Origin of the sequence: Pseudomonas sp. OE 28.3 (genome assembly GCF_014268205.2) — a bacterium.
GTDB classification, from domain to species: domain Bacteria; phylum Pseudomonadota; class Gammaproteobacteria; order Pseudomonadales; family Pseudomonadaceae; genus Aquipseudomonas; species Aquipseudomonas edaphica.
Map to the genome: position 1 here is coordinate 5,496,975 of NZ_CP077082.1, position 14,852 is coordinate 5,511,826.

The 14,852-nt window shown below is 61.2% G+C and carries 11 protein-coding genes; 3 read left to right on the forward strand and 8 right to left on the reverse strand.

What is annotated here, in order from left to right; all coding sequences use genetic code 11:
• Window positions 1-6 precede the first annotated feature (6 nt).
• Window positions 7-1,716, reverse strand: a complete 1,710-nt coding sequence (gene recJ, locus HU759_RS24680) for a single-stranded-DNA-specific exonuclease RecJ (RefSeq protein ID WP_017139738.1) — start codon at window positions 1,714-1,716, stop codon at window positions 7-9.
• A 126-nt stretch (window positions 1,717-1,842) separates the two neighbouring features.
• A complete protein-coding gene (locus HU759_RS24685) occupies window positions 1,843-2,385 on the reverse strand; it encodes a YaeQ family protein (RefSeq protein WP_099549357.1) in 543 nt (180 codons plus the stop codon).
• A gap of 148 nt (window positions 2,386-2,533) precedes the next feature.
• Here HU759_RS24685 and HU759_RS24690 point away from each other — a divergent pair, with 148 nt between their 5' ends.
• Window positions 2,534-3,733 (forward strand): CaiB/BaiF CoA-transferase family protein, encoded by a 1,200-nt coding sequence (locus HU759_RS24690; RefSeq protein ID WP_099549356.1) that lies wholly within the window; start codon window positions 2,534-2,536, stop codon window positions 3,731-3,733.
• Window positions 3,733-4,605 carry a TIGR02285 family protein gene (locus HU759_RS24695; protein ID WP_017139735.1) on the forward strand — a complete coding sequence of 291 codons (873 nt, stop codon included), beginning with the start codon at window positions 3,733-3,735 and terminating at the stop codon, window positions 4,603-4,605. The genes HU759_RS24690 and HU759_RS24695 overlap by 1 nt, the downstream gene beginning before the upstream one ends.
• Window positions 4,606-4,801: 196 nt before the next feature.
• On the opposite strand, the gene HU759_RS24700 is transcribed toward HU759_RS24695, so the two are convergent.
• Window positions 4,802-5,086, reverse strand: coding sequence for a DUF3509 domain-containing protein (locus HU759_RS24700; RefSeq protein ID WP_026013896.1), 285 nt, complete (start codon window positions 5,084-5,086; stop codon window positions 4,802-4,804).
• Window positions 5,087-5,293: 207 nt separating this feature from the next.
• Between HU759_RS24700 and HU759_RS24705 the strand changes: the two genes are divergently transcribed.
• On the forward strand, window positions 5,294-5,956 hold the full coding sequence (locus HU759_RS24705; RefSeq protein WP_177033341.1) for a response regulator transcription factor: 663 nt from the start codon (window positions 5,294-5,296) through the stop codon (window positions 5,954-5,956).
• On the opposite strand, the gene HU759_RS24710 is transcribed toward HU759_RS24705, so the two are convergent.
• The 5 genes from HU759_RS24710 to HU759_RS24730 all read right to left on the reverse strand — a co-directional run bounded on the left by HU759_RS24710 (window position 5,925) and on the right by HU759_RS24730 (window position 14,836).
• Window positions 5,925-7,169, reverse strand: coding sequence for an EAL domain-containing response regulator (locus tag HU759_RS24710; protein WP_138449277.1), 1,245 nt, complete (start codon window positions 7,167-7,169; stop codon window positions 5,925-5,927). The genes HU759_RS24705 and HU759_RS24710 overlap by 32 nt on opposite strands.
• Before the next feature lie 335 nt (window positions 7,170-7,504).
• Window positions 7,505-11,083 carry a transporter substrate-binding domain-containing protein gene (locus HU759_RS24715; RefSeq protein ID WP_186617286.1) on the reverse strand — a complete coding sequence of 1,193 codons (3,579 nt, stop codon included), beginning with the start codon at window positions 11,081-11,083 and terminating at the stop codon, window positions 7,505-7,507.
• 111 nt (window positions 11,084-11,194) lie between these two features.
• Window positions 11,195-12,604 carry a threonine synthase gene (gene thrC / locus HU759_RS24720; RefSeq protein ID WP_186617287.1) on the reverse strand — a complete coding sequence of 470 codons (1,410 nt, stop codon included), beginning with the start codon at window positions 12,602-12,604 and terminating at the stop codon, window positions 11,195-11,197.
• Between the two features lie 66 nt (window positions 12,605-12,670).
• Window positions 12,671-13,975, reverse strand: a complete 1,305-nt coding sequence (locus HU759_RS24725) for a homoserine dehydrogenase (protein ID WP_017139729.1) — start codon at window positions 13,973-13,975, stop codon at window positions 12,671-12,673.
• Between the two features lie 129 nt (window positions 13,976-14,104).
• On the reverse strand, window positions 14,105-14,836 hold the full coding sequence (locus tag HU759_RS24730; protein ID WP_017139728.1) for a thioredoxin fold domain-containing protein: 732 nt from the start codon (window positions 14,834-14,836) through the stop codon (window positions 14,105-14,107).
• Window positions 14,837-14,852: the final 16 nt, after the last annotated feature.

Genomic DNA, 14,852 nt, shown 5'->3' on the forward strand with positions numbered 1-14,852 from the left:
TCAGACTCAGCGCGGTTCGATATGCGCAATCATCAGTTGCACAGTTTCATTGCCACGAAACTCGTTCACATCCAGCTTGTAGGCCAATTCCACCCAACGCACCGTCGGGTTCGGCCACACCTCACGGTCCACACCAAACGCAATGCCATCGAGCTTCACTGACCCGCATTCGCTCTTGAGCACCACCTTCAGGTGCCGCTCGCCAACCACACGTTGCTCCACCAACTGAAACACACCGTGAAACAACGGCTCGGGAAAGTGCTGGCCCCATGGCCCGGCATGTCGCAGTGCACGCGCCAGTTCCAGGTGAAACTCTTCCACCGCCAACGTACCGTCGGTCAACAGGCGACCGGTGAGGTCTTCTTCACACAGTTGCCGGCGCACTTCGGCATCAAAGGCTTCGGCAAACAGCGGGAAGTTTTCCTCGGGCAAGGTCAGGCCGGCGGCCATGGCGTGGCCGCCGTATTTGGCGATCAGGTTGGGATGCTGGCTGGCGACCACCGCCAGGGCATCACGGATGTGAAAACCCTGCACAGAACGCCCTGAGCCCTTGAGCAGGCCATCACCAGCGTCGGCGAAGGCGATGGTCGGACGGAAATACCGCTCTTTCATGCGTGACGCCAGAATACCGATCACACCTTGGTGCCATTCAGGGTCGAACAGGCACAAGCCGTAAGGCATCGACTCCACCGGCAAGTCCTTGAGCTGGGCCAGGGCCTCGCGCTGCATGCCTTGCTCGATGGATTTGCGGTCCTGGTTCATGCCGTCCAGTTGCGCGGCCATTTCCCGTGCCGCCGCCACGTCGCTGGTGAGCAGGCATTCGATGCCCAGGCTCATGTCATCCAGGCGCCCCGCGGCATTGAGGCGTGGCCCGAGGATAAAACCGAGGTCGGTGGAGGTGATACGCGCCGCATCACGCTTGGCCACTTCGAGGATCGCCTTGATCCCCGGCCGCGCACGCCCGGCACGAATACGCTCCAGGCCCTGATGCACCAGAATGCGGTTGTTGGCATCCAGCGGGACCACGTCAGCCACGCTGCCCAAGGCGACCAGATCAAGCAGTTCGCCGATATTTGGCTGGGGTTTGTTGTCGTACCAGCCCAGGCTGCGCAACCGCGCGCGCAGGGCCATCAGCACGTAGAAGATCACACCGACGCCGGCCAACGCCTTGCTCGGAAACTCGCAGCCAGGCTGGTTCGGGTTGACGATGGCATCCGCCGCCGGCAATTCATCGCCGGGCAAGTGGTGGTCGGTGACCAAAACCTGCAACCCGGCGGCCTTCGCCGCTGCCACGCCTTCAACGCTGGAGATGCCGTTATCCACGGTGATCAGCAGCTGCGGCTCGCGCTGCAGCGCCACAGCGACGATTTCCGGGGTAAGCCCGTAGCCGTATTCGAAGCGGTTGGGCACCAGGTAATCGACATGCGCCGCGCCGAGCAAACGCAGGCCCAACGTGCCCACGGTACTGGCCGTGGCGCCATCGGCGTCGAAGTCACCGACGATGAGGATGCGCTGGCGCTGCTCCAGGGCCGTCACCAGCAGGTCTACCGCCGCGTCGATGCCCTTGAGTTGCTGGTAGGGAATCAACCGCGCCAGGCTCTTGTCCAGCTCAGCCTCCGACTGCACCCCGCGTGCGGCGTAGAGACGGGTCAACAGCGGTGGCAATTCACCGAGAAACGGCAGGACAGCGGGCAACGGGCGAGGATCGATACGCATGGGGTAACGGAAGCTTCTCTTCAGATACAACGGTTAAACGACAATTGAGCAATCAACACAGATCAACGCTGGAACCTGTTTGTGTAGCTGGCTTGTGTGGGAGCTGGCTTTTCACAGTTTTACTTTTTAGCCGCGTTCGCCGACCAGCCACTCCAGCTGCACTTCATGCTGGCCACGGTCGTCAGTCACGAAAATAGTGCCTTCGCTGATCATCACGTCCCACTTGATCACGCGCGGCATGTCCTTGGCCAGGGTCTCGAGGACTTCCTGCGGCACGGCGGCGATGTGGACGTTCTTGAGGTTCTTGGCCACCGGCACCACTTTGCCTTCCCATACGCGCAGGCTGCCATAGGCCAGCAGGCTGGTGCGCTCGGTACGGCGTGAGCACCAGGTCAAGCGGTCGGCGTCGGGCTGGCCGACTTCAATCCAGTGCAGAACCCGATCATCCAGGCTTTTTTCCCACAGGGCTGGCTCGTCTACATCTGACAGGCCACGCCCGAACGCCAACTGCTCGTTGTACCAAAGGGCGTAGGCCAGCAGCCGCACGGTCATACGTTCTTCGGTTTCCGAAGGGTGGCGGGCGATGGTCTGCTTGACGCTCTCGTACACCGAACGATCGAGGTCGGTGAGGTTCAGTTCAAATTTGTAGGTCGTGGACGGCTGGGCCATGAACGGGCTTCTAAAGACAGGGAAAGGTCGCCAGTCTAACCGATGGGGCAGCCATTGAACGAATACTGCGCTGCATCATGCTTATCCCTGGGCCGCTCGCCTATGTTAAAAGGCATGACACCACCGCCCCTGCTTGCTAAGGATCCTCATGTCGTTTAATGCCAAACCGCTCGCCGGCCTGAAAGTCATCGAACTGGGCACCCTGATCGCCGGACCGTTTGCCTCACGTATCTGCGCCGAATTCGGTGCCGAGGTGATCAAGGTCGAATCCCCCGATGGCGGCGACCCGCTACGCAAGTGGCGCAAGCTGTACGAAGGCACGTCGCTGTGGTGGTTTGTGCAGGCGCGCAATAAAAAGTCGCTGACCCTGAACCTCAAGCACCCGGATGGCCTGGCGATTCTTAAACAGCTGCTGGCGGACGCCGACATCCTGATCGAAAACTTCCGCCCCGGCGTGCTGGAAAAACTCGGTTTGAGCTGGGAAACCCTGCACGCGCTGAACCCCAAGCTGGTGATGGTGCGCCTCTCCGGTTTCGGCCAGACCGGCCCGATGAAAGACCAGCCGGGCTTTGGCGCGGTGGGCGAGTCCATGGGCGGTCTGCGCTACATCACAGGCTTTGAAGATCGCCCGCCGGTGCGCACCGGGATTTCCATCGGCGACTCCATCGCGGCTCTGTGGGCGGTGATCGGCGCGCTGATGGCGTTGCGTCACCGTGAGGTCAACGGCGGGCTCGGCCAAGTGGTGGATGTGGCGCTGTACGAAGCCATCTTCGCGATGATGGAAAGCATGATCCCGGAGTTCGACGTGTTCGGGTTTATCCGCGAGCGCACCGGCAACATCATGCCCGGCATCACGCCGTCCTCGATTCATACCAGTGCTGACGGCAAGCATGTGCAGATCGGCGCCAATGGCGATGCCATCTTCAAGCGCTTCATGAGCGCCATCGGCCGCGACGATTTGGCCAATGACCCGGCCCTGGCCAGCAATGACGGGCGCGACAGCCGCCGTGACGAGCTTTACGGGGTGATTGATCGGTGGGTCAACTCGCTGCCGCTGGAGCAAGTGGTCGAGCAACTGAACAAGGCCGAAGTACCCGCCAGCCGTATCTACAGCGCCGAAGACATGCTCGGCGACCCGCAGTTCCTGGCCCGGGAAATGTTCCTCAAGGCGCAACTGCCAGGTGGCAAGGACTTCAAGATGCCAGGCATCGTGCCCAAGCTCTCCGAGACGCCGGGCAGTTGCGAATGGGTTGGGCCGCAGTTAGGGGAGCACAACAGCACGGTGCTCAATGAGCTGGGTTACGACGCCGCCGCCATCACCCGTTTGCGTGAGGATGGCGCGATCTGATGGTTCGCCCGTACGTCCGCCTGCTCCTTGTAAGCACGCTGCTCGGCGGCTGGTCGCTCTCGGCTCAGGCCGAGGACACACTGACCTGGCTGCTGCGCGACCTGCCGCCAATGACCATCTTCGAAGGCCCGCAAAAAAACCAGGGCGCACTCGACCAACTGTTGCCGATGCTCAGGGAGCACCTGCCGGAGTATCGTCATCAAGTGATGCACGTCAACCGCGCGCGCGGCATTCAAATGTTGCGTGCTCAATCCCTGACCTGTGACCCATCGCTGCTGTGGACGCCGGAGCGCGCCCAGTACGTGGTGTTTTCCGCCCAGGCATTCGTGACGGTCAGCAATGGGGTGACGATCCAGCGCAGCCACCAGGCGGCCATGGCGCCCTATATCGTCGAGGGTCAGTTTGACCTGCAAGCCTTTCTCAAATCCCATACGGCGCGCATTGGCGCCACGGCCGAACGCAGTTACGGCCCCGCCGTCGATGAACAGCTAAAGCACGCCGACCCGCACACCCTGGCCCTGCATTACGGCAATGACGCCCTTGGCAGCCTGTTGCAGATGCAGCGCCTGGGGCGGCTGGAGGCGGTGCTGGGTTACCCGCCGGAAATCCGCTATCACGCCCAGCAACAGGGAATTGCGGCCCACGACCTGCTGTTCTTTCCCATCAAGGGCTCAGCGCCTTACCAACGCACGCATATCGCTTGCTCCAACACGCCGCAAGGTCGCCAGGCCATGCAGCGAATCGATCAGGCATTGGGCGAGATTCCACTGGAGCAGGTGCAACAGTCCTACGCCTCGTGGCTGGACCCAGTGATGCGTGAACAGTATTTGTCGCACAACCCGAGTTTCTTCCTCGACTCTCCCGAGCCCTGAGCACCGAGACCTGACCCCCTGCGAGGCAAATCCCAGGCAAAAAGAAACCCCGAAGAGTGGGGAGACACTTCGGGGTTAAACGTGGCCTACAAAGACCAGTACAACAAGCCACAAACACCGGAGCACAATGTTTGCTCTTGCCGTTAAAAAATCTGACCGGGCATGGCGTAGGAAGTTTCGCCAATTAAACAATTCTTCATGCGATCACGCTGCCGCGAGTCTGTGCGGCGTTGCGCAAGGCGGCGATAACCGAGGGTTCCAGGCGCCCTTCGGCGATTTTAAGGTCGCGCAGCAGGCAATCGACCACATCCACCAGCACGCGCTTATCGGTCAATTGCGCGCGATCGACTTCCCGCTCGACGACAATAGCGCCAGCCGGGTTCTTCACGGTCACCAGGCACTCGCCCTGCACACCCGAGGTGGTCAACGTAACCTGATAAGGGCTCAGTGCTTCTTCGAGCAATAGGCTGATACTTTCCATCTCGATCACCACTCAATCATTCGAATAAAGTTCGAAAAACAAAAATGTCACCAAGGTGCTGACATTCAAGTGACCCGTGCCCGCAGCAGAAAGTTCGACCTTTTGTATCGTCGTCTGCCCGAGTCAACCGAGCATGCACGGCAAAGATGACAGAGAGAAAACAACCTCCAACAGGCTAGAATCCCTGGATTATCCTGGGAGCCTGCCTTGAAAGCCGCGTCTGAAGCGCCACTGCGCATCGTCCTCGCCGACGACCACCCGATTTTTCTGATTGGTTTGCGCGCCGTGTTGGAGCGTGACGAACGGGTACGCATCGTCGCCGAGGCCAATTCGCCCCAAGCCCTGATTGAACAGCTGAACACCTGTGCCTGTGATGTGCTGGTGACCGACTTCATGATGCCCGCCGAGCCTCAGGCCGACGGGCTGCGCCTGATAGAACAGCTGCGTCGGCACCATCCCGAACTGCCGATTGTGGTGGTGACCATGCTCAATAACGCCGGCTTGTTTCATTCCATTCTGAAACTGGGGGTCATGGGCCTGCTGAGCAAGGCCAGCTTGGCCGATGAGCTGCCGCAAGCAATTCACCACGTGCGGCAAGGGCGTCCTTATGTGGCCCACGCCATTCGCCAGGCACTGAGCCTTGCCGGCGAAGTCGGCACCGACCACCTGCAGTCGCAGCAACAGCTGTCACCTCGGGAACTGGAGGTGATCCGCCTGTTGGCTGCCGGGTTGGCGGTGGGCGAGATCGCCGCGCAACTGCATCGCAGCAAGCAGACGGTCAGCGCGCACAAGGTCAGCGCCATGCGCAAGCTGGGCCTGGGCAACGATGCCGCGCTGTTTATCTATGTGCAGGAACACGGACTGGCATAGCCTGAAACGCGATCCATTGCTTGAGCGCCTCGACCTCCATTGGCCGCGCGATAAAACAGCCTTGCAGCCAGGCCGCGCCCAATTCTCCGACGGCATGGTAATCGGCGGCGCTTTCCACCCCGGTCACCACCACGCCAATGCCCAAGTGCGCAGCCATGCTCATGGCACCCGCCACCACGGCAGCCTTGCGATCATCCTCGGCCATGCCACTGGCAAACACCGGAGGGATCTTCAGCTCAGTGAAGGGCAACGCCAGCAGGCTCTGCAGGCTGGTGCCGCCGACGCCGAAATCACCAATGGACAACTTGCACCCCATCATCCGCAAGCGCAGCAGCCCGGTGAGGTGGGCACTGTCGGTTTTTAACCGTGAGGTCTCCACCAACTCCAGGGTCAGCCCATGGGCCGGCACGCCGTGCAGTTGCAGCAGGCCTTGCAGTACTTGGGGAAAGTGCGGTCGCTCCAGCATGCGCCCGGGAATATTCACCGCTACAGGCAGCAGTTGCCCGGTCTGGCCCATGACCTGGCCAGCCAGGCCCAGTGCCTGCTCCAGTACGTGCCAAGTGAAGGCCTCTTCCATGCCGGCAAACTCCAGCACCGGCAAAAAGTCGTCAGGCAACAGCAGCTCATTTTCATTAGATTGCCAACGGGCCAGGGCCTCGACCCGTTGCAGCACGCCGGCCTGGCTGACGATAGGCTGATACCAAACCCGGCCACAGCGCGCGATGCTGGCCTGGCTGACGTCCGCCGAGGGTGGCAACGGCTCGCGCTCGCTCAGGTCGAGCAGATGACGCACCCGCGCCCATGAGGTCACCGGCGGCCCCGCACGCAAGCGCGCCTGGCAGTCCATCAACACTTGCCCGACCAGCTTGGCCGACGCGGGCTTGGGCAAGCACGCCAGCACATTCAGCCCCTGTTGCCGCGCCATATTGGCCACGCCTTCGAGCACGTCCGGTTCGGCATTGCTGAGCAGGATCAGCACCTGGGCCAGGCTGCGCTCGGCCAGTTCGCGGATCAACTCCAGGCCATCGCCCTGCTCCAGGTACAGATCGCAAATGGCAATGTCCACCGGGCCGGCACTGTCCAGGGACTGGCGGGCGGCGTCGACCGTTTCGGCGGTGAGTACGTTGAACACGCCGTTGGCATTGAGCATCTGGTGCAGTGCCATCAGTTGAAACGGGTTGTCTTCAAGGATCAGCACTTTGAGGGAACGCATGGGCAACTCTGTCGGCAGCGGGCAAAGACCGGCACAGTAACCAAAAGCTGCAGGGCGCCCCATAGGACGTGTCCTAAACGTTATGCCGTTCAAGGTCTTTGGGCTGACGCAGTCAAGTAAGGCAATTGAGAAATGGAACCGGCAAAAGGCAACCTGTGGCGAGCAGGCTTGCCCTGCGTTGGGTGGCGAAGCCGCCCCCATTCAGGCTATCCGGTGCGTCAGTCGTAGCGGGCTGGGGCTGCTGCGCAGCCCAACGCAGGGCAAGCCTGCTCGCCACAGTGAAAGGGTTCGTCCTCGAATGAAGGGGATTAGCCAAACAGCTGAAAGCCATGACCCTAAATACGAGCGTCCAGGTAGGGTTGCAGGTCGCGACGGAACACCATCAACGCCTGGGACAACCTTGACCACGGCGCCTCAAGTTCGCTGCCGCGCGCCTCACGTGCACAGCTCTCCAGAGCCATGCACGCCTTGGCCAGCGGCAGCGCATCGACCAGCGAGCAAATACCCTTGAGCCGATGCAACGACGCATTCAAGCGCGCCATGTCTTGCTCGACCAAGGCCATCTCCATCACTTCATGCTCACGGTCCAGGCTCCTGGCCAACTCTTGCAGCATGCTGTGCAGCACCGGCCCTTCAGCCTGGGTCATGGTGCGCAGGGTCTGGATATCAAAAGAGCGTGGCGCCGCCCGTTCTGCCAGCACCTGAGCCCAGCGCTGCAACGTGATCGGCTTGACCAACAGCTCATCCATGCCGACTTCGTTGCCACGCTGTTGTTCATCCTGCATGGCATTCGCGGTGCAACCGATCACTGCGCAACGCGGTAACTGCTCAGTGGCTTCAATCCGTCGGATCGCCTGGCTCAGCTCATAGCCGGACATGCCCGGCATCTGGCAATCGGTGACCAGCACGTCAAAGCGTTGCTGCGACCATGCCTGCAACGCGCCCTGCGCTGAATCGACGGCGACCACTTGATGGCCGAGGAACTCCAACTGCTGCACCAGTACCAGACGGTTGGCCGCCAGATCATCGACCACCAGCACCGACAGGCTGCGACCGGCAGGCGGCAATGAAGCACCGACGGGTGCCGGTACGTCGTCAGTGCTGATCCGCGCCAGGTGCAGGTCGATGCACACCACCGTACCTGCGCCCACGACACTGTTGAGGTGAATGCTACCGCCCATCAACTCCACCAACTGCTGGCAGATACTCAAACCCAGGCCGGTGCCGCCATGCTCGGCCGCGGTCGAAGCGCTCATCTGCACAAACGGCTTGAACATCCTCGCTTGCTGATCGGCCCCAATCCCCGGACCGCTGTCTTCCACGCACAGGTGCAGGTATTCGGCGCCGGCCTCATCGTGCCGGCAATCGACACTGATACGCACCCCGCCGTGCTGAGTAAACTTGAGCGCATTGCCCAAAAGGTTGTGCATCACTTGGCGCAAGCGCAGCGGGTCAAACCAGTAATAACCCTGGGCTGCCGGGTCAAACGCCAGGGTCAGGTGCAGGCCCTTTTTTTGCGCCGTGGCCTCGAACAAGCGCTGGATACCTTCGAAAAAGCCCTTCAGCTCAGTCGATTGCGGTGCCAGTTGCATATGGCCCGACTCAATCTTGGCAAGGTCCAGGCTGTCGCCCATCAACGCAATCAGCTCACGTGCCGAGCGATGGGCTACCTGCAAGGCGTCGGACACAGGCTGGCCGGCTGCCAGGCAGCGTTCCTGCTCCAGTTCGAGCAAGCCGATGATGGCGTTCATCGGTGTACGAATCTCGTGGCTCAGGGTTGAGAGAAACGCACTTTTGGCGTAGTTCGCTTCGTCGGCGGCCTGACGCGCGTCCATTAATTGATGCTCCAGGACTTTGCGCTCGTTGATGTCGATCCAGCCACCCAGCAACCCCTGCAAACGGTTCTCGGCGTCAAAGAACGGCACAGTCCATTGGTACACGTGAACGCTGCCGCCGTTGAGTTCCAGCTCCCGGTCGACAAACAGCGGTTGTTGCGTGGCCAGTTGCACCATATGGCCTGCATGCAGGCGCGCGGCGGTGAGTTCGGGCATCACCGCGCTTTCCATCAAGGTCAGGCCCTGGATCTTTTCAAGGCGAGTTGCCAATTGCTGTTCATAACTTTTGTTGCAGGTCACCAGGCGCCCGGCCAGGTCGCGCACGAATAGCGGGTTGGGCATGCCGTCGAGCAAGGCGCGCTTGAAGGCCAATTGGTCATTGAGCCGACGTTCAGCCTCCAGCCGCTGGTGGATCTGGCGCTTGAGCCGGCTGTTCCACACCAACGACACCAGCACAAACAGGATCGCCATGGCCACCGTCCAGTAAGCCCAGGCAGGGACACGCTGCCAGGCCGGCACCGGAATCGCCACCGCGCCGATCCAGCGCAGGCGCAAGGCGCTCAGCTCGGCGACCGGCAAGGCTTCCAGCGCCTTGTTCAGAATGCTCAACAGTTCAGGCTGGTCCTTGCGCACCGACAGGCTGTTGGCCGACCACTTGCCATCGACGCTGCGGCCAATGCGCAGGCCATCCTGTGGGTAACTCTGCACTTCCACTTCTGTTTGCAGCGTGGCAGCCGCTTCGCCGCGTCTTACCCAGTCACGGGCCTGGGTGTAATCAGTGACCAAGCGCAGGTTGATCTGCGGGTACGCCTGGCGAATGTAGGGCTCAAGTACATGCCGTGCCGGCAGCACCAGCACCTTGCCGGCCAACTGATCCAGGCCGGTCAGCGGCGCCGCATCAGCAGGCTCGACAAACACCCAGCCAGAGCCACCGAAACTGTGGCTGAAGTTGAGCAGCGCCTGGCGCTCCTGATTCTCGGCCAAGGTGGTGTTCATGTCCGCCCTGCCCGTTTCCAGCCAGCTCAGGGTTTGCGCAGTGGAATGCGCCTCCTCGAAGACAAACTGTAAACCGGTCATGCGCGAAATCCGGTTGAGCAGGTCAACGTTCAAGCCCACCCAGCGGTCGTCCTTGTCTCTGAACACGTAAGGCGACATTTGCTGGGCCGCCACCACCACATGCGGGTGCTGCAACACCCACGCCCGCTCCGAGGCCGACAGCGCAATGCGCTCAACACCAAAACCGACACCCAGTCCGGTGGTCCAGCGCGCGAGAATTTCGCGCTGCACCGACTCATCGATGCTCGCCAGCGCGCTGTCCATCATGGCACCGAGCAACGGGTCGGCCTGGCGAGTGGCAAACGCGAAGCCGATCGGGGGCAAGCGACTTTCTTCTTTGATCTGCAACCTCAGGTAAGGCCGCAGCGACTTGTAGGCGCGCACGATGACTTCGTTGCCGATAAACGCATCGGCGTCGCCCTGATTGAGCGCCTCCAGCCCACTGTAGAGGTTGGGCGCAAGCATGATGTGGCTGCCGGGGTAGGCGGCATGCACGTTCTTGACGTTGGCATAGCCATCGAGCAACACCAGCTTCTTGCCCGTCAGATCGTCGCCCTGGCTATCGTCGCGACACAGTACTACTACCGACCGGTCGGGCATGTAGTCGCGGGTAAACTGCAAACCGGGTACATCACGCTCATAGCCATTGGCGCTGGTGAGAATGTCAATGGCACCGTTGCGCAACGCCTCGACCGCCTGGGCGCGTTCGGCAAAACCGAGCACCTGCATCGACACACCCAGGCGCGCACCGACCAGGCTCAGGTAATCGGCACTGATGCCCTGGTAGCGATTGCGGTCGCGGGTGATATCAATCGGCTGATAGTCATCAATGGAAATCCCCACCTTCAAGGTCCGATGGGCTGCCAGCCACTGCTGCTGCGCCGGCGCCAGCGGCAACGGCTCCAGCGGGATAAACGCCGGCACCAGTTTGAAAGGCAGGCTGACGGCGGCCAGGCCCACTGGCACTTGGCCAAGCAAGAGCACACACGCCAAACGCACCGTCCATTGGATTACTGCATGCACCGATTGGGTTTCCTTGAGTGTTCGGGTTAAGCGCCTGCGCAAGTATGGCCCGCCAGAATGAAAAAGCCCGTCACGAAGACGGGCTTGATCTGCCGCGCAGCCACTGATGAATCAGAGTGGCTTGCCGCGATTGCCATGCTGGCTGACAAACGCCTGCACAGCTTTCAGGTCATTGGCCAGCACGGTGCAGCGCTCTTCGCGCTCGAACAGGTCAGCCAGGTGCTGCGGTAACTCCAGCGCCTTGCCAACGCCGGCCTTCTCCACCGCTTCCGGGAATTTTACCGGGTGGGCGGTGCCCAGAATCACCATCGGGATGTCCAGGCTGCGACGGCATTCGCGTGCGGCCTTCACACCGATAGCGGTGTGCGGGTCGAGCAGCTCGCCGGTCTGCGCATAGACTTCGGCGATGGTTTCGCAGGTTTGCGCATCGTCCACGGCCAGGGAGTCGAACAGCTTGCGGGTTTCGGTCCAGCGCTCTTCATCAACGCTGAAACCACCGCCGCTCTTGAAGGTGTCCATCAAACCGGCAATGGCTGCGCCGTTGCGACCATGCATGTCGAACAGCAGGCGTTCGAAGTTCGACGAGACCATGATGTCCATCGATGGCGACAGCGTGGCGTGCAGGGTTTCCTTGACATACTGGTTGCCGCTCATGAAGCGGTGCAGGATGTCGTTGCGGTTGGTGGCGACGATCAACTGGTTGATCGGCAGGCCCATGTTGCGCGCCAGGTAACCGGCGAAGATGTCGCCAAAGTTGCCGGTCGGCACCGAGAACGACACCGAACGCGCCGGGCCGCCCAACTGCAGGGAGGCGTGGAAGTAGTAGACGATCTGGGCCATGATCCGCGCCCAGTTGATCGAGTTCACCGCCACCAAACGCGTACCTTTGAGGAAGCTCTGGTCAGCGAAGCTGTTCTTGACCATTTCCTGGCAGTCATCGAAGTTGCCTTCGATGGCGATGTTGTGGATGTTCTCACCGAAGATGGTGGTCATCTGGCGACGCTGCACCTCCGACACGCGCTTGTGCGGGTGCAGGATGAAGATGTCGACGTTCTCGCAGTGCTTGCAACCTTCGATGGCCGCCGAGCCGGTATCACCGGAGGTGGCACCGATGATCACCACACGCTCGCCGCGTTTTTCCAGCACGTAGTCGAGCAGGCGACCGAGCAGTTGCAGGGCGAAGTCCTTGAACGCCAGGGTCGGGCCGTGGAACAGCTCCAGCACCCACTCATTGCCGTTCAGTTGACGCAGGGGTGCGATGGCGTTGTGGGAAAACACGCCATACGTTTCTTCCAGAATCTTTTTAAAGTCCGCATCAGGAATGCTGCCGGTAACAAACGGGCGCATCACCCGGAACGCCAGTTCGTGGTACGGCAGGCCGGCCCACGAGGCGATCTCTTCCTGAGTGAAACGTGGCAGGTTTTCCGGCACGTACAGGCCGCCGTCAGTGGCAAGGCCGGCGAGCAAAACGTCTTCGAAGTTCAGGGCCGGTGCCTGGCCGCGGGTGCTGATATAACGCATGACTGGCTCCTCTAGAGCATTCTGAACAAGGGCCGCCGAACGTGTGGGGCCCTTGCCGCTAAACGATTAGTTCAGGTGTTCAACACGGATGCGCACCACCGGCCCAACCACGCCCTGCAACGCTTCAAGCGCGGCAATGGCATCGTTGATGTGCTGCTCGAGCACGCGGTGGGTCAGCAGGATCATCGGCACCAGGCCGTCTTGTTCCTCGACTTCCTTCTGCATGATCGACTCGATGTTGATGCCACGCTCCGAGAGGATGCTGGCCACTTGGGCCAACACGCCTGGGTGATCCTTGGCCTGGATGCGCAGGTAGTAAGCGCTTTCACAGGCTTCGATCGGCAGGATCGGGTGGGCCGACAGCGAATCCGGCTGGAAGGCCAGGTGCGGCACGCGGTTTTCCGGGTCGCTGGTCATGGCGCGAACCACGTCTACCAGGTCGGCGATCACCGACGAAGCGGTCGGCTCCATGCCGGCGCCCGCGCCGTAGAACAGGGTGGAGCCGGCGGCGTCACCGTTGACCATCACGGCGTTCATCACGCCATTGACGTTAGCGATCAGGCGGTCAGCCGGGATCAGCGTCGGGTGTACACGCAATTCGATACCGGCCGGGGTGCTGCGCGCCACACCGAGGTGCTTGATGCGGTAGCCCAGGGCTTCGGCGTAGTTCACGTCGGCGGTGGTGAGCTTGGTGATGCCTTCGGTGTAGGCCTTGTCGAACTGTAGCGGAATGCCAAAGGCGATGGACGCCAAAATGGTCAGCTTGTGCGCTGCGTCGATGCCTTCCACGTCGAAGGTCGGGTCGGCTTCGGCGTAACCCAAGGCTTGAGCTTCGGCCAGCACGTCTTCGAAGGTGCGGCCCTTCTCGCGCATTTCGGTGAGGATGAAGTTACCGGTGCCGTTGATGATACCGGCCACCCAGTTGATACGGTTGGCAGACAGGCCTTCACGGATCGCCTTGATCACCGGGATGCCACCGGCCACGGCGGCTTCGAACGCGACAATCACACCCTTTTCACGCGCCTTGGCGAAGATCTCGTTGCCGTGTACGGCGATCAGCGCCTTGTTGGCGGTGACCACGTGCTTGCCGTTTTCGATGGCCAGCAGCACCAGCTCGCGGGCCACGGTATAACCGCCAACCAGCTCGATGACGATATCGATTTCAGGGTTGGTGGCCACGGCGAAGACATCGTTGGTAATCGCAATACCGGTCGTTTGGAACTGAGGCTTTGGCGTACGCGTGGCAATTTGCGCCACTTCAATCCCACGCCCTGCACGGCGGGAAATTTCTTCAGCATTACGCTGAAGTACGTTCAAGGTGCCGCCACCGACGGTCCCTAACCCACAGATGCCTACTTTGACCGGTTTCACTGAAGAACTCCCCATGAAACGGCCGACTCAAGGTCGGCCGTGGTAAACAGCCGCACAACTGCGGCTCTCAATTAATGCCCCGTCGACTGTTCGACGGGGCATGATCGTCAAAGGCTCGACGATGACTGCTTACTTCGCACCCAGTGCCAGTTTGGCAACTTGTGGCGCCGGCTGGTAGCCCGGAATCACTTGGCCGTCAGCCAAAACGATGGCCGGTGTACCGTTCACGCCAATCGACTGGCCGAGGGCGAACTGCTTGGAAACCGGGTTGGCACATTTGGCCGCCTTGATTTCCTTGCCATCGACCATTTTGTCCATGGCCGATTTCTTGTCGGCCGAACACCATACGGCTTGCAGTTGCTCGTCACCCGGCGAACCCAGGCCCTGGCGCGGGAACGCGACGTAGCGCACTTCGATACCGGCCTTGTTCAGCGCAGGCACTTCGGCGTGCAGCTTGTGGCAGTACGGGCACGTGGTGTCGGTGAACACGGTAATGTGGGTCTTGGTCTCGCCAATGGCTGGGTAAACCACGGTCTCAGCCACCGGAATGCCGTTGATCAGCTTGGACACGCCCAGGCGCTCGGCCTTCTCGGTCAGGTTGACCGGCTTGCCGTCTTTAAGCTGGAACAGGTAGCCCTGGACGATGTACTGGCCATCGGCACTGGCGTACAGCACACGGCTGCCCTTGAGCTTGACTTCATACAGGCCGGCCATGGGGCTGGCGCTGATGCTTTCGATCGGGGTGTCGAGCTTCAGGTCCGCCAAACTCTTGCGAATGGTTTGTTCGGCGGCGTCATCGGCGACAACAAAGGTGGAAACCAACGCAATCGCTGCGGCGGCAATAATCTGGGTCAAGCGCATGGGAACTCCTGAAGGC